This is a genomic window from Priestia sp. HNGD-A6 (assembly GCF_045784335.1).
Taxonomy (GTDB): Bacteria; Bacillota; Bacilli; order Bacillales; family Bacillaceae_H; genus Priestia; species Priestia zanthoxyli.
Genome location: NZ_CP138621.1, coordinates 4,027,377 through 4,052,189, shown reverse-complemented (window position 1 = coordinate 4,052,189; position 24,813 = coordinate 4,027,377). Strand labels below are relative to the sequence as shown.

The window sequence follows — 24,813 nt, the reverse complement described above, 5'->3', positions numbered from 1 at the left end:
TTCTCTACGTGTATGAGCTTTTATTTTATGTAATTTCAAAATATCTAATCGTATAGTTTCAATATTTCTTTTCGTGTTTGCATACACTATGTTCACAATCAATTCATTACACTTTTCCTAGTCATAGTGGTATGATTTTCGTATATTACAGACTAATTGTTGAAAATGTAGGAGTGAATATTTTGAAAACGGTCGCTGTTATTGGAGGAGGAATTACGGGCTTAACCACTCTGTACTATTTGCAGAAACTAAAACGAGAACGTAATCTTCCGCTTAAATTATTATTACTAGAGAAACATCCCCATCTAGGAGGGAAAATCAATACGCGTGAAGCTGGGGAATTTATTATGGAAACAGGGGCGGATTCTATTGTGGCTCGAAAAGAAAACGTTATGCCTCTGCTAGAAGAGCTGTACTTAACAAACGATTTAGTCTATAACGAAACGGGCAAATCATTTATTTACTCTGCTAATGAGCTGCTTCCAATTCCTGAAGATACCATGTTCGGTATTCCAACAAGCGTGGAATCTCTTTTTAAAAGCGAGCTGATTTCTTCAAAAGCTAAAATTACAGCTTTAAAAGACTTAATTACTAAAAATACAACGTTTACGAAAGACAGCTCGATTGGACTCTTTTTAAAACATTTTTTAGGAGAAGAGCTAGTAGAAAAGCAAATTGCACCTATTTTATCGGGCGTCTACTCTGGCGATTTAGACAAGCTCACGATTTCTTCGACTCTCCCGTATCTGCTCGACTACAAAAACACGTACGGCAGCATCATCAAAGGAATGGGCGCCAATGAAAAAAAATTTAAAACGGCAGGAAATAAAAAATTCATTTCGTTTAAACAAGGTTTATCAACGATTATTCACCGCTTAGAAGAAGAGCTTTCTGATGTAACGATTTTAAAAGATACGCCAACCACCAGCATAAAACAGTACGATGAGCGCTATCAAATCACTACGCCGGGGCAAGCCTATTCAGCGGATTACGTGGTGTTAGCTACACCGCACACGGCTGCTCAGCATCTGTTGAACGATCCCGAACTAAACGAAGACTTTGAGCAGTTAAAAGATTCTTCTCTCATTAGCGTGTACATCGGCTATGACGTTCCAGACGAATACCTTCCCGCTGAAGGCACCGGGTTTATTACCTCTCAATCAAGCAACTTAATTGCCAATGCCTGCACGTGGACGAGCAAAAAATGGGCTCACACCTCTAAGCGAGGGAATTTGTTAGTTCGCCTGTTTTATAAAAGCACGAGTCACCACTTTGACAGCCTGCGGACGATGTCAAAAGAAGAGCTGCTAGCAGTGGCACAAAAGGACATTAAAAACAGCTTAGGGATCAAAGAGCAGCCCATTGAAAGCGACGTAACAAATTGGGATAAATTGATGCCTACCTATCACCTTAAACACGGTGAACTCGTACGCAGCTTGACTCAAAAATTGTATGACAAGCACCCCGCTATTACATTAGCCGGCTGTTCTTACTATGGAGTGGGGATTGCAGCGTGTATAACAAACGGCAAACAAACGGCCGAAGCTATCTCTCAACAGTTGACTTAAACAAGGTTTGAAAACAATAAAAGGCCTGAAAATAAATATATTATTTTCAGGCCTTTTATTACCTTTTCGTTAGCATATAAAGCTACTTTCCTTACTATTAACAACTCTTTTATCGCTTTTCTTTTTGCAAAGCAGCAGTAGCAAACAATACAAGATAGCGCTCGTCTGAAGTTAATCTAAGCCAATGTTTCACTTTATATCTCACAGGTTTCCGCTCCCTTCCTTCAAGGTTTTATATGGAAAGACTTTATATAAAGATTCAATAATGATAAGAAATGATGCTTGATATGTATTTTATTCCCACGCACGCTTGTTTACAAACTTTTTTAAGCATAAGACTCTTCGTTTATTTCCCTGAAAATAACACTATTTTCGCCATTATCATCTTACTATTTGAGAAAAAAGTGTACATTTCTTGCCTATTTTGACGAACATTGCGATAAATAAAAGCTGCCAACTGCGGCAGCTTTTATGTTAAAGGACTAATCTAATTATATTTCCTGATGGATCTTTTGTGATGAAATCTTGGTTTTCTTTAGACACAGCTGCTCCGATTTCACGAAGCTGATTTATTGCCTGTTCCCTTGCTTCTTCAGCTGGAAAAACAAGTGTAAATGAGTCCAAACCAACGCTGTTTTCAAGAGGACTAGGCGCTCCAATTCCATTCCAAACGTTTAGTCCGATGTGATGATGATAGCGCCCAGTTGAAATAAACAAGGCTTGATTATGGTAATTGCTCACAACCTCAAAACCTAATCCATTTCGATAAAAGTTTTCCGTTTGCTCTAATTCAGAAACGTGAAGGTGAATATGTCCCATTAAGGTAGCTGAAGGTAATCCTGTCCATGGTTTACCGTTTCCTTCAGATAATATCGCTTCTGCGTCTAAAGGTTTTGTAGCCATTACTACTTCACTGTCATTCCATTCCCATGTACTTGACGGACGATCTCGATAAATCTCTATGCCGTTTCCATCTGGATCTGCCAAGTACAGCGCTTCACTCACTAGATGATCAGACGCCCCTTGAAGCGGATAACCGCTATTTAACAGATGCTGCAGAATACTTCCTAAATCAGAACGAGTCGGCAACAATAGAGCAAAATGATATAAGCCTGTTGTACGAGGCTGTTTTGCTGTAACGCTTTCCGGCTGTTCAATCGATAAAAGCGCCGTGCGTCCATCAGCTGTTAACAAGGCTTTGTTCTCTTTTCTCCCTAAAAGTTTAAACCCGATTATTTGCTGATAAAAAGCAAGTGAACGCTCTAAATTTTCTACTTTTAAATTTACTTTCCCAACAAATACATGGGGTGCACGGTGAAAGTTCATGATTATTTCTCCTTTTAAATAGATCATTTTTTAATTAACTTACTTTATGTAACTTATTATATTTTTATAACTTTGTTTCGTCAAGTTATTTATTTTAGTATCATAACTTAAAACTCATATTACAGCATAACCAATTAAATAAGCCCGCCTGCTCATAATATAGTATGAACAGGCGGGCTTATTTACCATTAGGCTATGCATAAACTATCAAAACAGTTCTCTGCTTTTACGTTTTGCATTTCCATTAACAAAATACTGTATTCTCTCTTTTTGCTCATTTGTTGGCTTCTTATACGTTTCACATTCAAACTGAAAACATGCTTTTTCTAAATCGACTTCATTTCCTACAATTTCTCCAATCGCACTCAATTGGTTTAAATCTCTCCAAAGTTCCTCAGAAGTTTCAGGGTCAAAATGAGATGAAAGATAATACTGCGCATCATATTTTTTAAGTTCTCTCTGAATCCGCTCAAGGTCTTCTTTATCATAACTCCAGTCACCGCTATAAAAATCTGGACATAGACAATCACCTAAAAACAGTACTTTTTCTTTGGGGACGTAGACAACGGACGAGTCCTGCGCGTGTACCCCTCCAATATGCTGAATGCAACAAGTGATTCCACCTAGGTCAACTTCCATATGATGATGAAACGTTACGTCCGGCTCCCGTAAAATTAACGTCTCTCGACACGGCATTTCTTTCTTTATCATATCCCGGCAAAATTCGATTTCCTCCCCTTCCTGGACGCGTTTATCCAAGGAATCATCGTCCCAGCGCAGTGTCTTTAAATAGGCCAGCTTTTTCTTCGTCAAATGATGGCTGATTGTATATTTGTTCATTGCATGAATGCCAAATGTATGATCCCAGTGCCAATGCGTAATAGCTACTCCTTTGATTGGAGGGGCTCCCATTTTTTCCACTTCTTCTAAAAATGATGATGCATGCGCAGGAGAATTCCCAGCATCTACGACGAAACTATACTTTTCCCCGCATATAAGCCCGAGCACCGGCCGATCCGTTTCTTCAGAATGAGGAAAGTAATAAACGTGGTCCGTTAGTTTTTTCAGCATATTTACACCTGCTTTATGTAGTTTAATAAAAACCTCTTTACTAAATGGTAAATAATGATAAATAAACTGTATCATACTCGGTGCTGCTTGCCTATCCCACTAGCTGATATTCGACTTTTCTTGAAAAGCTATAACTTTTTCGGGCTCTGCTGCTTTGTACTTTAAGAAGATCATCACACTAATCATCACAATCATGCCTCCCGCTAGCTGAGAAATGGTTGTCATTTCTCCAAGCAAGAAATAGGCGAGAATGATGGCACCAATTGGCTCGCCTAAAATAGCCATCGAAATCGTTGTAGCACCTACATACTTTAACAGCCAGTTAAATAAGGCGTGACCAAAAATATTAGGAATAAGCGCTAAAAGCAAAAAGATCCACCAATCCTTTGTGTCATACTGAGTCAGCGATACGTTTGTACAAATATTGTAGACAAATAGAACCAGTCCACCGATTAAAAAAACGGCGAAGCTATAGATGATTGGAGGCATTTTCCTGCATAGATCTTGCCCCGCCAGCATATGAACAGAAACGGCCACTGTACCTAAAACAGAAAGTAAGTCTCCGTAAAGAGCCGTTTTAGATACTCCGATATCGCCTGATGCGATAATCACCGAGCCGCTAACAGCCATTAAAATACTGATGACTCCTACTTTGCTTGTTTTTTCTTTAAATAAAAAATAAGCTCCAATCACTACGAAGACCGGCTCGAGCGCAGTCAAAATCATCGCGCTAGCAACTGTTGTATGTGAAAAAGATTCCATCCAAAACAGAAAGTGAAGCCCTAAAAACACGCCTGATACAGCTAGCATTAGCCATTCTTTTACCGTGCTGTTTTTAAAAAGAATTTTCATTTTTCTCCATGGTAAAAACGGTAAAAATAAAAGGACGGTAAACAGCAGTCTATACATTCCTAAAATAGAAGCAGGCGCATCCGACCATTTAATTAAAATAGAAGAAAAGGAAACGGCTAATACACCAATTAAAAGAAAGACAGGAGGCGGTAAAGGAAGAGTTGATTTATTCATGCCATTACTCCTTTTAAAATCTCTTTTTTCATATTTACTACGGGAATATTCACTCCCCCTCTATGTACGATTTCTTTTTTCTCTATGTAAAAGCCGATTGATTCATACAAAGCTATATTACGAGAAACACTCATTCTCACCTTGCATGATAAACTTTCCTTACCACACTCTTTGGCGTATGTTTCTAACCATTGAATAAGCCGTTTAGCCAGTCCTTTTCCTTGAAAAGCAGGAATAACAGACAGACGGTAAAAATATAAGCTCGTTTCTTCTAGCGTAAAACGCGCCATCGCTACGGGCTTATTTTCAACGTATAAAATGACAGCTTCTTTTCCATGCTTTAACGATTGCATAATAGATTCCGTTGTTTCATCAAGAGCACTGGAAGGTGGGACAGAATCGCGATAGACGGAGAAGGCTTGCAGCATAAGATCGTGAACTGTAGCAGCGTCCTCCAGCTGTGCTAAACAGTAGTTCATAAATTTTACCTTCTTTCTATAAAAATTAAGTATATCGAATTATTATACAACACCACCTATTTTTTTCCTACACCTTTTATTGATTTTTATTAAGGAGAGTAACCTCTTTTTACGCCCTTATATCCTCTTAGCTTTACTCCATTAAACTATTAATTCATTAGCACACACTCTTGAGAACTTTTTGTCGAAATTGTTAAAATTCTGTTGGGAGGGAATCATCATGACATTTTCTTGGCTTATACCTTACATAGCCGTGTCACTTATCATTGTCTTAATACCAGGACAAGACATGATTTTTGTAATGACACAAAGTATTGCTTCAGGCGTCAAAGCAGGCATCAAAACCGTACTGGGATCCATTACGGGAACATTTGTACATACTCTTTTAGCCGCAGTGGGGCTATCTATTATCTTTCAAAAATCAATTATTGCCTTTACGATTCTAAAGGTTGTAGGTGTTCTGTACCTGCTGTTTTTAGCCTACCAATCGTTTCGCGAAAAAAGCGGTCCGTTGGAATTAACAGAAAACGTTCAGCACCACCATCACTTTAGAAAAGGATTTGTTAGCAACTTAACCAATCCAAAAGTAGCTATTTTCTTCATTACGTTCTTACCGCAGTTTGTTAATTCGTCTCTTGGACATGTAAGTTTGCAGATGATTTTGTTTGGGATCATCTTTATCGCCGAAACGCTCATCATCTTTTCACTTATTGCGCTATTTGCTTCTGGCCTTGGGAAGAAAGTCAAAAAAAGCCGTATCTTTCAGCACACATTAAAATATGTAAAAGGAACCGTTTTTGGGGTACTTGGCCTAAAACTTTTATTTTCTAGCAACAATTAATTAAAACAAAATGAAATTTCTTTCATCCCTGCTGTTATCACCTTTTCATACCCGCTTCATTTGTCATATCACCCTATTTTTCCATGTGAGGTTAGTTGACAAAAGACCAAAATTATTATTTTATATATATATAAGGTTCAGATTTAGCAACAAGATTCGACAAGGATAATGAAGAAAAACAGCGGGGAAATAGGGAGATCTATCTAAATAGAGGGAAAATTCTATAAATTCACGTTTTTTATTATTATTCTACTATAATTTATGAAGAGGTGAAACTATGCAAGAAGTAGTTCAAGGTTTTGTTAGTTCAATCAACGAATTTCTTTGGTCCTACTTACTGATTGCGATGCTGATTGCATTTGGTTTGTTTTTTACATTCAGGTCAAAGTTTTTACAAATTCGGTTATTAAAAGAAATGGTTCGTGTATTAAAAGAAGGTGCGGATAGCTCTTCTAAAGACGGAATTTCGCCATTCCAAGCGTTTTGTATCAGTATGGCAGCCCGCGTTGGTACGGGGAACATTACAGGTATTGCGATTGCGATCGCTTTAGGGGGACCTGGTGCTGTATTTTGGATGTGGGTGCTTGCCGTTATCGGTTCAGCTTCAGCATTTATCGAAAGTACGTTAGCACAAATATACAAAGTAAAAGACAAAGACGGCGGCTTCCGAGGCGGACCGGCTTACTATATGGAAAAAGGGTTAAAAAAGCGCTGGATGGGCGGACTGTTTGCTGTCTTAATCACTTTATCATTCGGCTTAATTTTTAATGCTGTACAATCAAACACGATTACTCTTGCGTTTGAAAATGCGTTTGGAACAAATCGTTTAGTGTTAGGAATTATTATGACAGTGGCTTTCGCTGCCATTATTTTTGGCGGAGTTAAGCGTATTGCAAAAATGTCAGAATACATTGTTGTGGTACTAGCTGTTGCCTATATTGCAGTAGCACTTTTCATTATTATCATGAACATTCAAGAAATGCCTTCTCTTATTGCGTTAATCGTTAAAAATGCATTTGGTTTCGATCAAATTGCCGGAGGTTCTCTTGGAGCAGCTCTTATGCAAGGAATTAAACGCGGATTATTCTCAAACGAAGCGGGTATGGGTAGTGCGCCAAACGCAGCCGCAGCTGCAACAACAAGCCACCCGGTAAAACAAGGATTAATTCAAGCCTTTGGTGTATTAACGGATACGCTTATTATTTGTAGTAGTACTGCCTTTATCATTTTACTTTCAGGTACTTATACAAATAAAAATTTAAGCGGTATTGAATTAACACAAGCTGCTTTAAGCACTCATATTGGTTCTTGGGCAACAGGTGCTCTTGCAATTATGATTTTCCTATTTGCGTTTAGTACATTAATTGGTAACTACTACTACGGAGAAACAAATATTGAGTTCTTGAACACGAATAAAGCTTGGCTGATGACTTATCGTGTTGCTGTGCTTGCAATGATCGTGTTCGGTTCTATTTCTCAAATTCAGCTTGTATGGGACTTAGCAGACCTGTTTATGGGCTTTATGGTAGTAGTCAACTTAATCGCAATTCTCCTGCTCTCGAAAGTGGCCTTTGCCGCACTCAAAGATTATCTTGCCCAAAAGAAAGCTGGAAAAGACCCTGTCTTCTATCAAGACAGCATTTCTGGACTTGATGATATTGATGCATGGGATCATTCAAAAGATAAATCTAGCTCGAAAGAAGCGATCTAATAAAAAAAGCCGTGAATATTCACGGCTTTTTTATTGTGCAAATTTACTTCTTTTTTTCTTCTAGTGAAGCAGTCTAAGACTAACCAAATACCTATAGTATAAATAAATTACGCTGTACGGAATCCAGTAGGAAAAAAATGTCCAGCCGAGATTCCATCCGTTTCCGTATATAACTCTTTCCATATACATATACGTTCCTTCTAAAAATGTTGTAAACAGCGCTATAAGAAAAATAAAAAAATGAGGCTTTCCAATTCGCTGGATTAAAAAAATCATATAGCTGGCCAATACAGGATAAACACCTAAATTAAAAGGCAGCGCTTCTAATGCTTCATTTTCTAAAGAAGTCCGGAGTTTCCAAAAGCCATAATAGCTCCCTAATTCATTGATAACGATTGCTAAAATGCAAAAAGCAGTTCCTACTAAAGGCAGTAAACGACGATTTCTAGGATGTAAATAGAGGATGCCAAAAATCCAAGGTAAAACAAACGCCAGCGCTATATTGATAAGCAAGAATATCCGACCTTTTTCTTTCTAGTATGCCACACCGCAGCTTTTTCTAATCATCTCATTATCTTGAACGCAGCAAGTGTAAAAGTATCTTATCTCTGATCGTTAAACCAGAGTGCTTACTTTATGATTACTGTGGTTCGTCCCTTGCTTTTTTCATTTATTTTAATGAAGCAAATTCAGCGTCTTTTTTCTGGTAATAGTTTTGAACTAAACGCCCTGATAAAGCAGCTAATACCTGCTGAAATAACATCCCTAATACGACCGGTACAGCAACGGGAGCTGGAAAATAAGATACGGCTAATACGGCTCCGGCGCTAATATTTCTCATGCCTCCGCAAAACGTAAGCGTCACAACTTTTGCTCGGTCCCATCTTAGCCATTTGCCAATCATCCAGCTGAAGAAATAACCAGCTGAACTCATTAAAAAGACAATCACGATAATAAACAGCAGTTTTTTATCAATATGTTTTAAATAAGGTGCAATCACTCCCCCGTTTACCATAACCATCACACTTAACCCTATTTTCGAAACAGGTGCCAGCTTTGGTCCTAAGGTCTGCTTAATTGTTCCTTTTGTATATTGATTTAAGCACATGCCTAACAGAGATGGAAGGACAATCATAAAACATAAATCTTTGACTAACTTTAGCGCTTCCAAATGTACGGTGTCTCCAACCACCAATAAAAGCGTATAAGGAACGATAAGCGGTGCTAAAAGAGTATCAATTAAAATAATGGATAGTGCAAGAGGAATGCTTCCTTTGTAAATCGAGACCCATATAAAACTAGTCACTCCCGTTGGAATAATTGCTGCTAGCAAAAGACCCGTGCTTGTAAATACATCATGTGGAAAAATCACTTGGCCAACGCTCCAAGCCCATGCCGGCATAAAAATATGTAAAACAAACAGAGCCATAATGATTGGAAATGGACGGTGTATCGTGGCATTTAACTGGTGAAAGTTTGAATTCAAACTTCCGGCAAACGTCATTAATGCAAAAAGCCATGGAATTAAGAAGGTATACTGACTTAATGATGAACCGATAAGAACTCCTATGAGCAAGCTGACCGGCGTAATAAACGGCATCAATTTTTCTAGCATTCTATTTAATTGACTTAACAAAGCTTTCTCCCTCCAACGAACGTTTTAAATAAATAATAAGATAAATTAATGGTTATAATATCACCTATTTATTATACAACTTATTTTCAGACTATTGTCTGTCTCTTTTACTAAAAAGAGATATATTCATAATTATCACTTAAATAGATTTACAGGTATTTTTGTGCTATTTTAATAGGGAAGAAGCTTTTAAAAAGCATGAATTTAGGGTAAAGAACACTCTACATAGGAATGCTTTCAATTGACGGATATAAATGGACTGTAGCACAGTTTTGGTAACTAGGAGGATTGTATGGATTTTTTGAAATCTCTATCATCATTAGATGATTGGAAAAAAATCGTGATTGCGATTGGGATCTTTTTGATCTTTTTAATTCTTCGCAAACTTTTCACGACTTATTTGTTTAAGTTTATTATTGGTTTTGTCAAAAATAAAAAAATCAATTTAATTACGAGCGTTTTAGAAGCTTTTGAAAAGCCGCTGCGCTGGATTTTTGTGATTATTGGTTTCAAGCTTGCTCTTCCCTATCTTCCCTTTGATGTTTTAACAGCCGATACGGAAAGACATTTAGTTCGTTCAGCTTCTGTTGGCCTTGCAGGATGGGGCTTGTATAATTTAGCTGCTTCTACCAATTTATTTTTTGCAACGTTTGCCAAAAATTTTGATATCCAAGTGGATCGAATCATTATTCCTTTTATTGAAAAGTTTATCCGCATCGTTGTTGTTATGCTTTCTATCTCCATTATCGCAGAAGAATGGGGTTTTAACGTAAATGGCTTTGTAGCGGGTCTTGGCTTAGGTGGTCTTGCTTTTGCCTTAGCCGCAAAAGACACCGTTAGTAATTTATTCGGCGGAATCGTAATTATTACTGAAAAGCCTTTTACCATTGGAGATTGGATTAAAACACCAAGTGTTGAAGGCGTTGTAGAAGATATTACGTTTCGAAGCACCAAAGTTCGAACGTTCGCTCAAGCAGTCGTAACGGTTCCAAATGCTACTCTTTCTAATGAACCTATTATTAACTGGGCTAAAATGGGGAAACGTCAAATTGCCTTTCATTTAAACTTGAATTATAATACACCAAAAGAAAAGTTAGAAACCGTAGTGGCAAGAATTAAAAAGATGCTGACTGAGCACGAAGAAATTCACAATGAAACGATTCTTGTAAATTTTGACGGTTTCTATGAATCTAGTTTAAATATCTATCTGTATTTCTTTACAAATACAACCGTTTTTGCTGATTACTTAGATGTAAAAGAAAATATAAACTTCGAAATTATGGACATTCTTGAAGAAGAAGGCGTAGAATTTGCTTTCCCTACGCGCACACTCATCGTTGAGCAGGACGGAAAGCTTTCTGGCAATCCAAAAGAATTTCTAGAAAGTGCTCGAAGCTAAAAAAAGCTGACTTAGTAGTCAGCTTTTTTTCCTTTCTTCTTTAGTTTGAAATGAACATTTGAGTCCAGTAATGACCGTAGCTTCCGCCTTTAGCGTAACCTACTCCGATTTCGGTAAATTGACTTGATAGTATGTTTTTACGGTGACCTTCGCTATTCATCCATGCGTTAACCACTTCTTTTGGAGTTGCTTGTCCAGCAGCGATATTTTCACCTGCTGTACTGTATGTAATACCAAATTTTTTCATCATGTCGAACGGACTTCCATATGTAGGCGATGTATGACTGAAATAGTTTTTATCAATCATATCCTGCGATTTATAGCGAGCAACGCGAGCTACTTCCCAATTAGATTTTAAAGGTTTAAGCCCTACTTTAGCACGTTCTTGATTCACTAGCTGAACCACTTGCTCTTCGTATGAACTTCCCGCTTTATCTGTTGGTATGGTAATTTTTTGTCCCGGGTAGATAGAATTAGGATTTTTAATAGCAGAGTTCGCTTCAATCAGCTCGGAAACGCCAACCTGATATTTTACTGCTATTTTCCACATCGTATCGCCCGATTGAACGGTATGTACGGTTGCTGCTTGCGCAGTGTTATTAAGACCAAAAGCTAGAGTGACAGACAACAATGTTACTAATAAAAGTTTTGATAGAGTTTTCATACTTTTATTAAAGCAAATTGATTTCAAGATTCATAGCGGTAATATTATCCCATAGTTCCATCATATTACTTTGTCATCTTCCCTCCACATTTTCTTTATAAAAAAGGCGCACTGCTCTTTCGCAATGCGCCTTCTTATTATGAAGATAAAGCCTGTGACTGGTTCATGTCCGACACATTAACCGCTTCATCCGTACTTTGATGCACCTGACGTTTTTTGATCACATCAATATATTGAATGTGATGGCCTTCCATTTTCGTAACAGTAAAGTCATACTGATCAAAGCTAAGGCTTTCTCCTTGCTTGACGTCATATTTTTCCGTCAAGACCCAGCCTCCAATTGTATCAACATCCGTATCATCAATTGTTGTGCCAAGGAGCTCGTTAAGCTCACTTACTAATAGCTTTCCATCTACAATATAATGATCGGGTTTGACTTTCTGAATTAATGGAAGTTCATCCGCATCAAATTCATCCCGAATTTCACCGACAATTTCCTCTAAAATATCCTCTACTGTTACAATCCCTGCAGTTCCTCCGTATTCATCGATTAAAATAGCCATATGGATGCGTTCACGCTGCATCTTAAGCAATAAATCATGAATAGGAATCGATTCAATTACTTCAATAACAGGACGGATATACTGTTTTAAATTTATTTTTTCCTTGCTGTTGTTCATAACAATCTCGGTTAAAATCTCTTTCATATTGACCATTCCAATAATATGGTCTTTATCTCCATCAATGACCGGATAGCGGGTAAACCGCTCTTCTTGGACCATCTCAAGGATGTATTCGACCGTATCTTCCTGGTCAATTGAAACGACTTCCGTACGCGGCACCATAATCTCCTTGGCAACGCGATCATCAAAGTCAAAAATTTTACTTACATATTTAAACTCCGATTGATTGATTTCACCGCTTTTATAGCTTTCTGATAACAAGATGCGAAGCTCTTCTTCACTGTGTGCAAGCTCATTTTCTGAAGCAGGCTTTAGACCAAATAACCCTGTTATTAAACGAGAAGAACTGTTTAATAGCCAAATGAAAGGATAGGTTACTTTATAAAAAAGTATAAGCGGACGAACAAATAATAAAGTGACTTTCTCTGCTTTTTGAATTGCAAATGTTTTCGGAGCAAGCTCTCCGACCACAACATTTATAAATGTAACAACCGCAAAAGAAATCGCAACAGATAGTACTTTTGTTAAAGCTCCGCTTATCCCTAGTTGATCAAGTAATGGTGACAGGAGATGCGAAATTGTAGGCTCTCCTAACCAACCAATTCCCAGCGCAGTAATCGTAATACCAAGCTGACACGCAGATAAGTATTCATCTAAATTTGAAATAACTTGCTTCGCAGCTTTTGCATTGCTGCTCCCTTCTGCTATAAGCTGATCCACTTTGGAACTCCTCACGCGAATAATCGCAAACTCGGTAGCAACGAAAAAAGCAGTTAATGCAATCAGTACCGCTAGTAAAATCAAGTTAAATATGTCCAATCAAGTTCCTTAGCTCGTTTAAAAACGAGTAAGGACTCACCTCCTAAAAAATAAAAAATTTGGATAAAGAACTCTATCCCTGTACTGATCACATGGAAAAGTGCATATAAGGAGGAATCACATGATAAATGTATAAACATCTTTATATGGAGCAAAACTGCCAGCCTTTCTTCCTTATCTCACGTTTCACTCGTTAATGTAGCAGGTCATTCTTTATTCAGCTGTTCTAGATGTGAAGCAATGGCTCACATCGCTTCATTTCATGATGTTGCTTCAGCGCTGATTCTCTCTTCCATTCATTTATAAAAAATTTAGTAGTTTCCAATCTTTATAAAGTTAAAGTCTGTTAACGCCTTAAAAGAGCGATTATGTGATAAAGAGCGATATGCGTGAAGCAAATGTAGGTTTATATAATAATGTATTGTACGCTTTGACACTGGTGCATATAATGCTACTTCGCCAACGTGGTACACTGCCCCATCCAATCACCTCTATTTCCGTATATCTAAAAAGATTCAGGAATAATTATCCTATTTCTTTTTAAACTTATTGACTTTATTTTAAATGTTAAAAACTTTGCAGTCAAACGTTTTAGTTAGTCTCCTGCCCTTGCTATTTACTGGTGCGGCGATTTTTAGCAGGCAAATAAAAGCTTGCTGCTACACAAAAAAAACCAAGGACAAAACAGATAATGGGGAGTTTCATACCTATCGCTTCAGCATAATAAGTGAGACTCCTTCCGTGAATAGGGACAAGATTCATTTCAAAAATCAAAGTCAAAACAGCTGTCACTTTGAGTGCAATACCAACAATGAAAAGACAAACTCTCAGGCCTCCACTCATATGCAAAAACATCCCTTCTATCCATTAGCGAATGGATGATGTACTACACCATATGATACATCCCTACACTTTATCACTAAATGCTAAAAAAGCGCTATGTCCATGCATAGACGCTTATAAATTTGCAACCACTTGTCCAATGGAATCATAGATAACCAAATCAAACAAATAATCGTAATGCGTAGGTTCTTTATTAATGATCACCATATTTGTACGATTGTACCGGCTCACAAGCAGCGGAATCTGATTAATCGGTGCTACTTCAAGCGATGAACCAAGCACGATGAATAAATCAGATGACAGCGCTGCTGTAACTGCTTCATCGAACTGATGAATGGCATCTCCAAAGAGAACGACATTTGGCTTTAAAAGGCGCTCACACGCTGTACATTGTGGGAGAGCTGACTGATTTAAATACGCTAAGTCATACTCTTTTTTACACCTCGGACAATGAGCTCTCTTAATGGACCCATGAATTTCAAAAACGTTCGTGCTTCCTGCATCTTGGTGCAGCCCATCGATATTTTGCGTAATCACATGCACGGTTTTGCCGTCTTCTAGTTCAGCAATAAAGCGATGGCCCTTATTTGCTTTATACTGATGCAGCATTTTAATATGAAAAATCTCTTTAAACAGCGGCCAAAATTCATGAGGATACTGTTCATAGAAGTCAGCGGCTACTATGTCCACAAAGCTTTTGTTTTGGCGATATAAGCCATTTTGAGAGCGAAAGTCGGGTATGCCCGACTCTGTGCTCATTCCTGCTCCCGTAAAAAAACAAATGTGTTTAGCATCATCAATGAGCTGTTTTAATTCTTTGTACTGGTTTGACATTGCATTTCTCTCCTATTTAACAATTAGCACAGGAATTGTTACTTGCTGTGCTATCTTAGAACTAACGCTTCCAAGCAGCATGCCTTTTACAGGATTTAACCCTCTGCTTCCTATTACTACAAGGTCAAATGAATTTTGATTAGCAAATTGAATCACTGTTTTAGCCGCGTCTCCGTGCATAAAGGTAATCTCATACTCCACGTTTCCTTGCTTTAAAATTTCATCCGTTGTATGTATCCGACTTTCCCGTTCCTCGTCGCGGCTAAGTGATTTTAATCTTGAATCACCTTCTACTGCATAAATAACTTGAATAAAACTGTTTTCCGTAAGCTGAGCCAACTGAACGGCTTTTTCTGTTGCTTTAGCTGCATGCTCTGAGCCATCTGAGGCAAGTAAAATTCGTTTAAACATCACGCTTCCTCTCCTCTTTTATAAAATGGTCTTCTCTCTTTACTATATCACTCGCTGTTCAAATGTAATCATTTTTTTGATTATTTCTATAATTTTTAAAATTATTTGTCTACTTTTATGATAAACTGAAAGAAAACGTGTACAGAGGGGATGAACCAATGTTTGGTTTTGAATTAATTTGCACTTTTTGCAAAGGGCTCGGAAAGCTAGCTGTTATTCCTGGTATCGGTTACATGAAAACATGCAAACACTGTGAAGGGACAGGCATGCAATCAAAAAAAGACGAAACTCCTTCTATATAAGAAGCTTCGCCTCAGAAACACTGGGATTAAATTGAAAGTTCTTTAGATAAACGGTACATATCAGCATTGATATGATGAGGTTCACCTAAAATTTCCATAATATCATAATCTACAATTTCATTTTTACGGATACCGATTGCACGGCCGCCCTTACCTTCTAGTAGAAGTTCGACTGCGCGACCGCCGAAACGGCTTCCTAGCACACGATCTTGAGCAGTTGGAGAACCACCGCGCTGAATGTGTCCTAATACTGTTACACGCGTTTCAATACCTGCAGCTTCATGAAGCTGCTTCGCTACTTCATTACCATTAGCTACACCTTCAGCTACTACGATAATGCTGTGCTTTTTACCGCGCTCTTGTCCTTTTCTCAAACGATCAACCATTTCTTGGAACTCATCTTTTGCTTCTGGGATAAGGATTGTTTCCGCACCTCCAGCAAGACCTGACCAAAGAGCAATGTCTCCTGCATTACGCCCCATAACTTCAATAATGAACGTACGCTCATGAGAAGTCGCCGTATCACGGATTTTATCAATTGCATCGATAACCGTATGAAGAGCCGTATCAAATCCTAATGTAAAATCTGTTCCTGGAATGTCGTTATCAATCGTTCCTGGGATGCCGATACAAGGGAAACCAAGCTCTGTTAGTTTTACAGCTCCCATATATGATCCGTCTCCACCAATAACTACTAAGCCTTCAATACCGTGCTTCTTAAGGTTTTCAATACCTTTTAAACGCCCTTCTTCTGTTTTGAATTCTGGACATCTTGCAGAATAAAGCATCGTTCCGCCGCGTTGAATGATGTCACCAACATCTCCAACTTCTAGCTTTTTAATATTTCCTTCTATTAATCCTTGATATCCTTGGAAGATACCATAAACTTCCATACCTTCATGAATTGCTTTACGCACAACAGCACGAACCGCAGGATTCATACCTGGAGAATCTCCGCCGCTTGTTAATACACCTATTCTTTTCATTACTTTCACCTCATCAAAGTCACATATATGACTACTATATTATAGTTCTACATTTTACCCGAGTTCGAACTTTTTGTGTAGTAATTCACAACATATTTCTTTGTTAAATTTTAAATGTACATACTTTTTCATATCTTTTAGTTATTTACCGTCAAATATTCAAAGTTTTTCTAGCAATATTACACATCTAAAGAACCCTTTTAATTACAGCTTTTATAAGACTATATTCACCTTTATATTTCATTTTTTTCATATATGTAATGAAATTGTAACGTAGAACACTGTCGAAAGATGATATGATGAATTTACTCAAATCAGGAAAAATTTTCAGGGGGTACTAGTTTTATGAAAAAAGTAATAGCAGCTCTTACGCTTGCTGGCGTTATTGTTTCTACTAGCCCGATTGTCAGCCAAGCGGCTCTAGGCGACCAAACGCTTCGCCAAGGCATGAATCACCAAGATGTTAAACAACTACAACAAACGTTGAAAAATAAAGGTTATTTTAAAGGGAATACGACTACATACTTTGGGACTGTTACAACTTCTGCTGTAAAATCATTTCAGCGCAAAAATGGACTAGCAGCAGATGGTATTGTCGGAAAAGGAACGTACGCTAAACTAGGCGTTTCAGCAAAGGGCAAATCGCCTTCTAGCTCAGCGCGCTATAACCCTAACGCAGTGATTAACAAAGGAAAACAGTACATGGGCGTTCGCTATCGCTGGGGCGGAACAACGCCAAGCGGCTTTGACTGCAGCGGTTTTATTGGCTATGCGTTCAAACATGGCGGCGGGGTCCAGCTCCCTCGGACAGTAGCTCAGATTTATCAAAAAGGAACGCGCGTCTCAAGTCCAAAAGCTGGAGATATTGTGTTCTTCCAAACCTATACAAAAGGGCCTTCCCATGCAGGAATTTATTTAGGAAACAACCAGTTTCTTCACTGTTCTTCATCTAAAGGTGTGAGCATCTCTTCTCTAAAAGAGAGCTATTGGAGCAAACGCTATTTAGGTGCTAAAAGAATGTAGTTTCGATAAAAAGGGCAAGCTGTGCGATTTTGATGCGGCTTGCTCTTTTTCTGCATGTAAAAGATTTGGTATAGTAGAAGCAGCGCATTGCAAAACCAAGCGTGTAGATGAATACTGTAAAGGAAGTTGAATAAATGCACACCCTTTTAATTGACATGGATTCTGTCATTTGTGATCTTATGACGGATTGGCATAACCAATATAACAAAGATTATTGCGACAGCTTATCGGTTGAAAAGTTAAAATGCTGGGAATCAGAAAAGTATGTAAAGCCGGAATGCGGCACAAAGATTTATGACTACCTCGATCAGCCGGGGCTTTTTTTACATTTACAACCTCTGCCTCATGCTGTTGAGGTTCTCAAACGACTTTATGAAAGGTTTTCCATTTTAATTGTCACAAGCAGCCGTACCTATGCTTATACAGAAAAAGAGCAGTGGGTTGAAAAACATCTTCCGTTTATCGGAAAGTACAATATCGTGTTTACACACCAAAAAGATAAAATATACGGAGACTTGCTATTTGATGATGCACCTCATAATTTGAAGGCTTTTCAAGCTACAGGTCGCCATGCTGTTGCCATGAGCTACCCGTATAACGAAGAAGTAAATGTCCCTCGCGTGGACGATTGGCTTCAGTTTGAACAGTACGTAAATACTTATTTTAACGAATGTTAATCAAAAAAACACGTAGACTTTGTTATCAGAGAATGAATGCAGTGCGTTTGTGAGCACAGCTATAAGCATAAAAAAACCGCCTTTTGGGCGGTTTTTGACGGATAGCCCCCTAAGGGTTATCCGCTTTTTATTTAAAAAAGATATCGTTTTTTAGTACTTATCAGCTGATGAAAAAAAGTCCATAATTGCATGGATAATTTCAACGGACTGAAAAGAAAACAATGATATGGCTGTTAGTGAAAAGAAACCAATCATGGCCATACGTACAAGTAACATAGACTAATCGCCTCCCTGTTTTGAACTAAATGAACGCACCCAAAACAATTCGCTATCTGTCTTTGTTTGTACGACGTTTTCGCCAAGCAAAGGCAGCTCATTCACTGCGTGTAACAATGACAATGAATCTTCATCTTTCTCTTAAAGACTAAGCGTATAGTTAGTATATCAAATGAAACTTTTTCTTCAAGGCTATACTAGCGGTAAAAAAGGAAATAGTATGAAACGATGCGTTTTATCTTTATTTCATACAATTCAGTACCCTAATATTTATTATATTAAACCTTTTAGAAAAATTGCTACTATTATATCTTTTTTATAAAAAAGATATTAAGACCTAACTAAATTATTCCAAAAAGACGAACAAACGGGATAAATAATCTCAACTGCTTGCTACGTTGCTGTTGATTTCCTTGTAAGACTTCGCTTTCCCCAGGCGGCTGATGAGCCTCCTCGTCTACATACATAAAATCTACGTTCACTATATCAATGAAAAAATCCGAATGCGTTGGATTCTCCAGCAGGAATCAAACGCGTTCGGATCTTCCTTCAACTAAAATAATTTTGCCCCAGATTCTTCACATTATCGACACGTACTGTAATACTCATTAACAATGTCTAAAATAGTTGGGTATTCTTCCACCCATGTAAAGTTTGTTTTTTCGTTTTCTTTTTTTACTGTTTCTTGTTCTGCACCGATCTTTTCCATTGTTCAATCTCTCCCTTTAACTGTTATATAACATTTATATTAACTAAACTTTGTTTTATAACAACTTTAAAAAGAAAGTTGGACAATGAGTATGAAAAAAAGTTATTGCAGGGATAAAATTTTCACATAATACGTACGGTTCCTCGGTCCATCAAACTCACAAAAATAAATTCCTTGCCACGTTCCTAGCAGCAGCTGCCCATCGTGAATGATTATATGCTGAGAGGAGCCGACCGTGCTCGATTTGAGATGAGCCGCCGTATTTCCTTCCATATGAAGATCTAACTGATGTTCCCAAGGATATACTTCATCGAAGCGTCGGATCATATCCGTTTTTACATCCGGATCCGCATTTTCATTAATTGTTATACCAGCGGTTGTATGAGGACAGTAAACAACTACAGCCCCTTCTTTTAATCCTTCTGTTCTTATTACTGCTTGTACCTGACTCGTAACGTCGATCATTTCGTCACGCTTATTCGTTTTTAACGTAAATGAATGTAGCATACCATCACCTCTTTTCTTTACCATAACATATCTTTTCTATTCTTCCACATTTTTCGTATAACTCGTTTTTACATCGCAAACACTAAGCTCATTAACACAACAGGCGGTGAGTTTATTTATGCTCGATTCAAAATTTCAGCCCAATGCAGACTACACCGTTCAAACGTTTCTAGATTTGGTGGGTCAAAATACAGATGTTGGTTCCAAAAAATTATGGCTGTCCCCCACAAAATATATATGCATTATTTACCTCCAAGGATTAGTAGACGGAGAAAAGCTTGATAATCTTACTCAGCATGTTGTTGAGACCAAAGCAAAAAGTGAAACGCAAACACTCGATGACATCGATTCATTTATTTCTGTCATTAAAGACAAAGAAGTTTATACATACAAGCAAGCAATCTCGTGTTTTTTTAAAGGTCAGCCCTTGCTGTTTATTAGCGAAAGCACCACGGCATATTCGCTGAATATGTCTATGACCAAACAGCGCTCTTTAAGTGAACCTACCACAGAAAAAGTAGTGCGTGGCCCTAAAATTGCGCTTATCGAAAACTTAGATGAAAACCTTGGTCTTTTAAGGCAGCGTTCTACCGAAGAAGAAATGGTTATTGAAGACATTTACATTGGAAATGCAAAGGAACATCGAACAAGTATCGTTTTTCATAATAAACACTGTCAAACTCACATCGTGAATCAAGTCCGAGAGAAATTATTAGATATTCCTTTAGATAACATTCAAGACTCAGGAATGATTGAAGAATTTTTAGAAGAAGCACCCTACTCACCGTTCCCTCAAGTACAAAATACAGAAAGACCGGATCGCGTTCTCGCTGCGGTGAATGAAGGGCGAGTAGCCATTTTAGTAGATGGTTCTCCTTTTGCTCTTTTAGTGCCTACTACTTTCGATATGATTATGAAATCACCCGATGATTATTACGAAAGATGGATAGCGGGTTCATTGCTAAGATTGCTGAGATACTTGTCTATTTTTATTACGTTGTTCTTTTCAGCTATTTATATTTCACTCGTTTCGTTTAACCAAGGTCTGCTTCCGACAGAGCTGGCTATTACTATTGCAGCCACACGAGAAAACGTTCCTTTTTCTCCTTTTATCGAAGCAGTGGTCATGGAAGTGACGCTTGAATTGTTGCGCGAAGCCGGGCTGCGTCTCCCTACTCCTGTTGGACAAACAGTTGGACTTGTAGGAGGCGTTGTGATTGGTCAAGCAGCGGTAGAAGCACATATCGTTAGTTCCGTGATGATTATTGTTGTATCCGTGTCGGCAATCGCGTCCTTTACCGTTCCTCAGTACGGAATTGGCCTTTCGTTTCGAATTTTGCGTTTCGTATCTATGATGATTGCAGCAATTTTTGGATTATACGGAGTTTCCATGTTTTTCCTTGTGCTCGTCATCCATTTAACCAAACTCGAAAGTTTTGGTATAGCCTACTTTAAACCGTTTTTTGCGTTAAATAAAAAAGCGTGGAAAGACTCTTATGTTCGTCTTCCAAACAAAAGCCTAAAACAGTCTAAAAATAAATCAAAACAAAACTAACAAAAGGAGGACCATATGCAACAATCACAATCAAGCAAGCTTCTTTCAGATTTTTACGCCATTTCAATTATTTCTTCAACTATGCTTGGCGTCGGTTTATTAACACTGCCAAGCAGTATTACAAACCAGACAAATAATGCAGACGGATGGATTGTACTGATTATGGACGGTCTTTTGTTTATTGGAATTGTTCTTTTTTTAGCCTGGATGGTTAAGTATTTTACAATCAGCTGTATGTTTGATTTTACACAGGAAGTAACCGGCAAGATAATTGGAAATATCTTCAACTTTGCTATGGTCGTTTATTTTACATCTGTAGCAAGTTTTGAAGTAAGAGCTATGGCAGAAATGATTCATTTTTATTTACTGGAAACGATGCCCATTGAATTAATTATTCTTTCGTTTATTTTGACAGGCGTTTATTTAATCACGGGAGGTATTGATTCTATTGGAAAAGTAATGGCACTATGTTTTCCTGTAACGGTCATCATTCTTCTTACCTTATACGCTCTTAGCATCGGTATGGTGGATTTAAAAAACTTGCAGCCTGTATTAGCTGACGGATTCAGCCCGCTTCTTGCTGCCTTTACAACCGTCTCTGTTTCTTTTTTAGGGATTGAAACCATTGTATTTCTTCCGAAGCATATGAAAAATAAAAATCACTTACGAAAAGTTTCGATCATCGGATTTTCTATTCCTTTACTTTTATATATTATCACTTACGTATTAGTTGTCGGCGCGTTATCCGTTCCGGAAGTAAAAACGACCGTCTGGCCTACGATTGAATTTGTTCAGACGCATGAAGTAAAAGGAATTTTCTTTGAGAGGCTTGAATTATTTTTACTTATTGTCTGGCTTCTTCAGTTTTTTTTAACCTTTGTAATGTATTTCTTTTTGGCTGTTTCAGGATTTAAAAAGATTTTCAAAAACCGATCAACTACCAATATTATCTTTCTTGTGCCCATTTTATTTATGAGCTCGTTAGCCCCCAAAACAGCAAGCGACGTGTCCCATTTTTCAACGGTATTAGGCTGGGCATTTTTAGTGACATTTTTAGTTATCCCTCTTTTTTTCAGCACGTTAATGAAAATAAAAAAGGTTGTGTTCAAATGACGAAAAAATGTCTTCCTGTCATGATGACCGTTTTTTTATTATGCGGCTGTATGAGCCATCGGAATATTGAACAACTTGCTCTTGTTATAGGAGTGGCAATGGATATTACACCAAAAATCGAACCAAAAACAGGAAAAAATCAGCTTGTGCTGACTCATCAAACGTTGACCGAAACGGAATCCGGAAATATGTCTTCTTCCATTCCATACAAGAACATTACAACAGCTGGTCCTACCATTCATGAAATCACGCGAAATATTTCGCTGAAATCTGACCCTATATACAGCCAGCATCAGCGAGCGCTTTTAATAGGAGAAAAAGCAAGCAAGACGATCCCTCTGGATGCGCTTATCAATCAGTTTGTCCGTGATAATGAAATACGGCGCAGCAGCCTTGCGTTTGTTACAAAAGGCGATGCTAAAAACGTTTTAACGATTCAAGGAATGTCTGTGCCTCCAGTCAACTTAATTTATGAGCTTGTTTACAATAAATTCAAGACGAATAAAATTCTAAATCCCTTAACCATGGGAGAGCTATCGGCTAAGTTAAAAACCGATCAAAGCTTTTTAATACAGCGGCTTTCTAAAATAAAAAACAGCGTTGAACTAGACGGTGCGGCGATCATCAAAGATAAAAAAGCAAAATTCATCTTAACTCAGCACCAAGTAGAGGCTTTAACGTGGTTAACGGGGAATATTAAAGGCGGAATTATTTACGGCAAACACGGTCCATATCCCTTTTCCTATGAAATTGGAGATGTTCAGCAAGATGTGAAGGCCCGCATTGATTCAAATCACTCCGTTCATTTTGACATCAACGTCCAAACAAGAGGCAGACTATCAGAAGATTGGGAGACTTCAAAACAGTCTCTTGCCGCCTCTAATGTAAAAAAGATCGAAAAAAAAATAGAAAAAATCATTCGAAAAGATGCGAAAAAAACACTCGGCTTACTGCAAAATAACTACAAAGCTGATGTGATTGACCTGCATGATTACGTACGAATTCATTATCCTCGTTTTTGGAAAAAACATCAGCATGAATGGGATGAAATATTTAGCCAGTCGACCATCGACTATCATGTTCATGTTCAAATTAAAGATTTTGGGACACAGGGCAGAGATTAGTCTTATTACTCAACGCCAGCTTCAGTCAGCTCTTTTTTCTTTAGTTCCATAATCGTGAACTTATCGGTATAGTTTTTGCTGACGAACAGCTGGCGTTCATCGTCGTTATTAAAATAAAACTTTTTATCGTCTTGATATTGAAAATTCACTTTTTTCTTTTTCATTTGTTTAATAAACGTTAAATAGTCATTTGAATGAATGAGGTACCTCTTAGGCTTATCGGATATTTGAACAACATCTTCACCTGAAGACTTTAGTTTTACAATACTCCATGCAATGGGAAGAGGATTACCTTCTTGAAAGATCGTTTTGTGAAAAATAAGCACAAAGAAAGCAGCTGTAACAATTGAAATAAGAACAAGCTGTTTTTTCACCGTCTATCATCCTTTCTTCACGTCGTTACTACGTTAAGTAATACGACAGCCGTATGAAAAAACCTGTTCATCCGCAAAGGTTGTGTAAAGAAATAATGCAAAATCAACAAAATATAACAGTTTGGTTACCTTTTGATTAAATAACATTACTTCTTTACAAATTTAGCTAATCACGTGATAGACTAAATTCAACATATTAAGTCAGGACTAAACTAAATGAGGTGTTGCGTATGACCACAATGCGGCTTCAATCATACTTAACAACAATGTTTCCAAATGTTCAAATGAAGAGACCTCTTTTTTATAACGCGCCGGCAGGCATCCGTTTTACGCTTACCAATCAAAAAGGCGTATGGGAACGAGAATACATGAAAAATGTGTACGCACGCGCTTACGAAATTTTTGAGACACTCCATGAAAAAAATGATGAGCTGCTGCTTGTTTTCAAAGCGAATGCTGCACAGGATGATTTACTTTTAAAAAAGAAAAAAGAAACAGCTATTAAAAAATTCATCCGCTCTCGCCTGAAGAAACAAGAAGTTCAATCCGTAGCATTATTAAATAACGCTGAGTATATTATTGCTTGTAAAACAAATGATGTGAAAGAAAAACTTCTTTTACAATCAATTGCCAACCGTGATCTTCATATTCATCCGGCTATTGAAGAAGAGTGTTACATTGTGAATTTGAATAAAGAAACCATCTTCCACCTATACGATGAGCGCGGACTGGACATTGTATCGAACAATCAGTCTTCTCTTCAACTTCTTCAGCAAAAGTTTCACGACTGGATTCTAGATATTGATGCAGCTTGTTCAAAAAAAGTACAGTAAAAAAGCAATCATTCAGTAAAGGA

General features: G+C 37.7%; 27 protein-coding genes. 11 read left to right on the top strand and 16 right to left on the bottom strand.

The features are described 5' to 3' along the window. Window positions 1-182: 182 nt before the first annotated feature. A complete protein-coding gene (locus tag SCI76_RS20685) occupies window positions 183-1,568 on the top strand; it encodes a protoporphyrinogen oxidase (RefSeq protein WP_048019918.1) in 1,386 nt (461 codons plus the stop codon). Window positions 1,569-2,042: 474 nt separating this feature from the next. Here the strand turns inward: SCI76_RS20685 and SCI76_RS20680 are convergent, their stop codons facing one another. From SCI76_RS20680 to SCI76_RS20665, 4 genes are all read right to left on the bottom strand, one after another. Beyond that, the gene (locus SCI76_RS20680; RefSeq protein ID WP_033579880.1) at window positions 2,043-2,894 is read right to left on the bottom strand and encodes a VOC family protein; all 852 of its coding nucleotides are present in this window, start codon (window positions 2,892-2,894) and stop codon (window positions 2,043-2,045) included. A 207-nt stretch (window positions 2,895-3,101) separates the two neighbouring features. Next, window positions 3,102-4,040, bottom strand: a complete 939-nt coding sequence (locus SCI76_RS20675) for an MBL fold metallo-hydrolase (RefSeq protein WP_048019917.1) — start codon at window positions 4,038-4,040, stop codon at window positions 3,102-3,104. 24 nt (window positions 4,041-4,064) lie between these two features. Next, window positions 4,065-4,991: a DMT family transporter gene (locus SCI76_RS20670; protein WP_033579879.1), complete on the bottom strand. Its 927-nt coding sequence runs from the start codon at window positions 4,989-4,991 to the stop codon at window positions 4,065-4,067. Further along, complete coding sequence (locus SCI76_RS20665; RefSeq protein ID WP_063248345.1) at window positions 4,988-5,470, bottom strand: N-acetyltransferase; 483 nt, start codon at window positions 5,468-5,470, stop codon at window positions 4,988-4,990. Before SCI76_RS20665 ends, SCI76_RS20670 begins: the two co-directional genes overlap by 4 nt. Window positions 5,471-5,690: 220 nt before the next feature. On the opposite strand from SCI76_RS20665, the gene SCI76_RS20660 reads away from it, so the two are divergent. Beyond that, complete coding sequence (locus SCI76_RS20660; protein WP_028415080.1) at window positions 5,691-6,311, top strand: LysE family translocator; 621 nt, start codon at window positions 5,691-5,693, stop codon at window positions 6,309-6,311. Window positions 6,312-6,588: 277 nt separating this feature from the next. Further along, window positions 6,589-8,022 (top strand): sodium:alanine symporter family protein, encoded by a 1,434-nt coding sequence (locus SCI76_RS20655; RefSeq protein ID WP_048019914.1) that lies wholly within the window; start codon window positions 6,589-6,591, stop codon window positions 8,020-8,022. Between the two features lie 60 nt (window positions 8,023-8,082). Here the strand turns inward: SCI76_RS20655 and SCI76_RS20650 are convergent, their stop codons facing one another. Continuing rightward, the gene (locus SCI76_RS20650) at window positions 8,083-8,535 is read right to left on the bottom strand and encodes a CBO0543 family protein (RefSeq protein WP_048019913.1); all 453 of its coding nucleotides are present in this window, start codon (window positions 8,533-8,535) and stop codon (window positions 8,083-8,085) included. Between the two features lie 157 nt (window positions 8,536-8,692). Continuing rightward, window positions 8,693-9,658 (bottom strand): bile acid:sodium symporter family protein, encoded by a 966-nt coding sequence (locus tag SCI76_RS20645; RefSeq protein WP_048019912.1) that lies wholly within the window; start codon window positions 9,656-9,658, stop codon window positions 8,693-8,695. A gap of 292 nt (window positions 9,659-9,950) precedes the next feature. Here SCI76_RS20645 and SCI76_RS20640 point away from each other — a divergent pair, with 292 nt between their 5' ends. Continuing rightward, a complete protein-coding gene (locus SCI76_RS20640; RefSeq protein WP_025750169.1) occupies window positions 9,951-11,057 on the top strand; it encodes a mechanosensitive ion channel family protein in 1,107 nt (368 codons plus the stop codon). A 40-nt stretch (window positions 11,058-11,097) separates the two neighbouring features. Here the strand turns inward: SCI76_RS20640 and safA are convergent, their stop codons facing one another. The 5 genes from safA to SCI76_RS20615 all read right to left on the bottom strand — a co-directional run bounded on the left by safA (window position 11,098) and on the right by SCI76_RS20615 (window position 15,311). Beyond that, window positions 11,098-11,721 (bottom strand): SafA/ExsA family spore coat assembly protein, encoded by a 624-nt coding sequence (gene safA, locus SCI76_RS20635; protein ID WP_074677042.1) that lies wholly within the window; start codon window positions 11,719-11,721, stop codon window positions 11,098-11,100. A 137-nt stretch (window positions 11,722-11,858) separates the two neighbouring features. Next, window positions 11,859-13,223 carry a hemolysin family protein gene (locus tag SCI76_RS20630; RefSeq protein WP_048019911.1) on the bottom strand — a complete coding sequence of 455 codons (1,365 nt, stop codon included), beginning with the start codon at window positions 13,221-13,223 and terminating at the stop codon, window positions 11,859-11,861. Between the two features lie 612 nt (window positions 13,224-13,835). Continuing rightward, a complete protein-coding gene (locus SCI76_RS20625; protein WP_016765278.1) occupies window positions 13,836-14,066 on the bottom strand; it encodes a hypothetical protein in 231 nt (76 codons plus the stop codon). A 114-nt stretch (window positions 14,067-14,180) separates the two neighbouring features. Next, window positions 14,181-14,900 (bottom strand): NAD-dependent protein deacylase, encoded by a 720-nt coding sequence (locus SCI76_RS20620; protein ID WP_048019910.1) that lies wholly within the window; start codon window positions 14,898-14,900, stop codon window positions 14,181-14,183. A gap of 12 nt (window positions 14,901-14,912) precedes the next feature. Beyond that, window positions 14,913-15,311, bottom strand: a complete 399-nt coding sequence (locus SCI76_RS20615) for a universal stress protein (protein ID WP_013058676.1) — start codon at window positions 15,309-15,311, stop codon at window positions 14,913-14,915. 158 nt (window positions 15,312-15,469) lie between these two features. On the opposite strand from SCI76_RS20615, the gene SCI76_RS20610 reads away from it, so the two are divergent. Further along, window positions 15,470-15,613: a hypothetical protein gene (locus SCI76_RS20610; protein WP_013058677.1), complete on the top strand. Its 144-nt coding sequence runs from the start codon at window positions 15,470-15,472 to the stop codon at window positions 15,611-15,613. Between the two features lie 26 nt (window positions 15,614-15,639). On the opposite strand, the gene pfkA is transcribed toward SCI76_RS20610, so the two are convergent. After that, window positions 15,640-16,599 (bottom strand): 6-phosphofructokinase, encoded by a 960-nt coding sequence (gene pfkA, locus SCI76_RS20605; protein ID WP_028415086.1) that lies wholly within the window; start codon window positions 16,597-16,599, stop codon window positions 15,640-15,642. 345 nt (window positions 16,600-16,944) lie between these two features. Here pfkA and SCI76_RS20600 point away from each other — a divergent pair, with 345 nt between their 5' ends. Together SCI76_RS20600 and SCI76_RS20595 are read left to right on the top strand one after the other, a co-directional pair. After that, a complete protein-coding gene (locus SCI76_RS20600; RefSeq protein WP_016765281.1) occupies window positions 16,945-17,622 on the top strand; it encodes a C40 family peptidase in 678 nt (225 codons plus the stop codon). A 134-nt stretch (window positions 17,623-17,756) separates the two neighbouring features. Then, window positions 17,757-18,299 (top strand): 5' nucleotidase, NT5C type, encoded by a 543-nt coding sequence (locus SCI76_RS20595; protein ID WP_028415087.1) that lies wholly within the window; start codon window positions 17,757-17,759, stop codon window positions 18,297-18,299. 150 nt (window positions 18,300-18,449) lie between these two features. On the opposite strand, the gene SCI76_RS20590 is transcribed toward SCI76_RS20595, so the two are convergent. The 3 genes from SCI76_RS20590 to SCI76_RS20580 all read right to left on the bottom strand — a co-directional run bounded on the left by SCI76_RS20590 (window position 18,450) and on the right by SCI76_RS20580 (window position 19,791). Continuing rightward, a complete protein-coding gene (locus tag SCI76_RS20590; RefSeq protein ID WP_013058681.1) occupies window positions 18,450-18,575 on the bottom strand; it encodes a hypothetical protein in 126 nt (41 codons plus the stop codon). A 583-nt stretch (window positions 18,576-19,158) separates the two neighbouring features. Continuing rightward, window positions 19,159-19,284 (bottom strand): hypothetical protein, encoded by a 126-nt coding sequence (locus tag SCI76_RS20585; protein WP_016765283.1) that lies wholly within the window; start codon window positions 19,282-19,284, stop codon window positions 19,159-19,161. Between the two features lie 102 nt (window positions 19,285-19,386). Continuing rightward, complete coding sequence (locus SCI76_RS20580; RefSeq protein ID WP_048019909.1) at window positions 19,387-19,791, bottom strand: secondary thiamine-phosphate synthase enzyme YjbQ; 405 nt, start codon at window positions 19,789-19,791, stop codon at window positions 19,387-19,389. 118 nt (window positions 19,792-19,909) lie between these two features. On the opposite strand from SCI76_RS20580, the gene SCI76_RS20575 reads away from it, so the two are divergent. Genes SCI76_RS20575 through SCI76_RS20565 form a run of 3 tightly spaced genes read left to right on the top strand, consistent with a single transcriptional unit; the run spans window position 19,910 to window position 23,583 of the window. Beyond that, window positions 19,910-21,346, top strand: a complete 1,437-nt coding sequence (locus tag SCI76_RS20575) for a spore germination protein (RefSeq protein ID WP_048019908.1) — start codon at window positions 19,910-19,912, stop codon at window positions 21,344-21,346. A gap of 15 nt (window positions 21,347-21,361) precedes the next feature. After that, a complete protein-coding gene (locus SCI76_RS20570; protein WP_048019907.1) occupies window positions 21,362-22,459 on the top strand; it encodes a GerAB/ArcD/ProY family transporter in 1,098 nt (365 codons plus the stop codon). After that, window positions 22,456-23,583, top strand: a complete 1,128-nt coding sequence (locus SCI76_RS20565; protein WP_048019906.1) for a Ger(x)C family spore germination protein — start codon at window positions 22,456-22,458, stop codon at window positions 23,581-23,583. The genes SCI76_RS20570 and SCI76_RS20565 overlap by 4 nt, the downstream gene beginning before the upstream one ends. A gap of 5 nt (window positions 23,584-23,588) precedes the next feature. Here SCI76_RS20565 and SCI76_RS20560 read toward each other — a convergent pair whose 3' ends face one another. Then, complete coding sequence (locus tag SCI76_RS20560; RefSeq protein ID WP_033579870.1) at window positions 23,589-23,957, bottom strand: hypothetical protein; 369 nt, start codon at window positions 23,955-23,957, stop codon at window positions 23,589-23,591. Window positions 23,958-24,187: 230 nt separating this feature from the next. Between SCI76_RS20560 and SCI76_RS20555 the strand changes: the two genes are divergently transcribed. Further along, window positions 24,188-24,790, top strand: a complete 603-nt coding sequence (locus tag SCI76_RS20555; protein ID WP_013058688.1) for a DUF3885 domain-containing protein — start codon at window positions 24,188-24,190, stop codon at window positions 24,788-24,790. The last annotated feature ends 23 nt before the right edge of the window (window positions 24,791-24,813 follow it).

Bases quoted from the DNA above. Each gene is read 5' to 3' on its own strand.
- SCI76_RS20625 (WP_016765278.1), bottom strand. From the start codon at position 14,066: ATGAGTGGAGGCCTGAGAGTTTGTCTTTTCATTGTTGGTATTGCACTC.
- SCI76_RS20575 (WP_048019908.1), top strand. From the start codon at position 19,910: ATGCTCGATTCAAAATTTCAGCCCAATGCAGACTACACCGTTCAAACG.
- SCI76_RS20600 (WP_016765281.1), top strand. From the start codon at position 16,945: ATGAAAAAAGTAATAGCAGCTCTTACGCTTGCTGGCGTTATTGTTTCT.
- SCI76_RS20585 (WP_016765283.1), bottom strand. From the start codon at position 19,284: ATGGAAAAGATCGGTGCAGAACAAGAAACAGTAAAAAAAGAAAACGAA.
- pfkA (WP_028415086.1), bottom strand. From the start codon at position 16,599: ATGAAAAGAATAGGTGTATTAACAAGCGGCGGAGATTCTCCAGGTATG.
- SCI76_RS20555 (WP_013058688.1), top strand. From the start codon at position 24,188: ATGACCACAATGCGGCTTCAATCATACTTAACAACAATGTTTCCAAAT.
- SCI76_RS20660 (WP_028415080.1), top strand. From the start codon at position 5,691: ATGACATTTTCTTGGCTTATACCTTACATAGCCGTGTCACTTATCATT.
- SCI76_RS20680 (WP_033579880.1), bottom strand. From the start codon at position 2,894: ATGAACTTTCACCGTGCACCCCATGTATTTGTTGGGAAAGTAAATTTA.
- SCI76_RS20665 (WP_063248345.1), bottom strand. From the start codon at position 5,470: ATGAACTACTGTTTAGCACAGCTGGAGGACGCTGCTACAGTTCACGAT.
- SCI76_RS20595 (WP_028415087.1), top strand. From the start codon at position 17,757: ATGCACACCCTTTTAATTGACATGGATTCTGTCATTTGTGATCTTATG.
- SCI76_RS20640 (WP_025750169.1), top strand. From the start codon at position 9,951: ATGGATTTTTTGAAATCTCTATCATCATTAGATGATTGGAAAAAAATC.
- SCI76_RS20615 (WP_013058676.1), bottom strand. From the start codon at position 15,311: ATGTTTAAACGAATTTTACTTGCCTCAGATGGCTCAGAGCATGCAGCT.
- SCI76_RS20570 (WP_048019907.1), top strand. From the start codon at position 21,362: ATGCAACAATCACAATCAAGCAAGCTTCTTTCAGATTTTTACGCCATT.
- SCI76_RS20590 (WP_013058681.1), bottom strand. From the start codon at position 18,575: ATGTTACTTGTACGTATGGCCATGATTGGTTTCTTTTCACTAACAGCC.
- SCI76_RS20655 (WP_048019914.1), top strand. From the start codon at position 6,589: ATGCAAGAAGTAGTTCAAGGTTTTGTTAGTTCAATCAACGAATTTCTT.
- SCI76_RS20610 (WP_013058677.1), top strand. From the start codon at position 15,470: ATGTTTGGTTTTGAATTAATTTGCACTTTTTGCAAAGGGCTCGGAAAG.
- SCI76_RS20565 (WP_048019906.1), top strand. From the start codon at position 22,456: ATGACGAAAAAATGTCTTCCTGTCATGATGACCGTTTTTTTATTATGC.
- safA (WP_074677042.1), bottom strand. From the start codon at position 11,721: ATGAAAACTCTATCAAAACTTTTATTAGTAACATTGTTGTCTGTCACT.
- SCI76_RS20580 (WP_048019909.1), bottom strand. From the start codon at position 19,791: ATGCTACATTCATTTACGTTAAAAACGAATAAGCGTGACGAAATGATC.
- SCI76_RS20670 (WP_033579879.1), bottom strand. From the start codon at position 4,991: ATGAATAAATCAACTCTTCCTTTACCGCCTCCTGTCTTTCTTTTAATT.
- SCI76_RS20620 (WP_048019910.1), bottom strand. From the start codon at position 14,900: ATGTCAAACCAGTACAAAGAATTAAAACAGCTCATTGATGATGCTAAA.
- SCI76_RS20675 (WP_048019917.1), bottom strand. From the start codon at position 4,040: ATGATACAGTTTATTTATCATTATTTACCATTTAGTAAAGAGGTTTTT.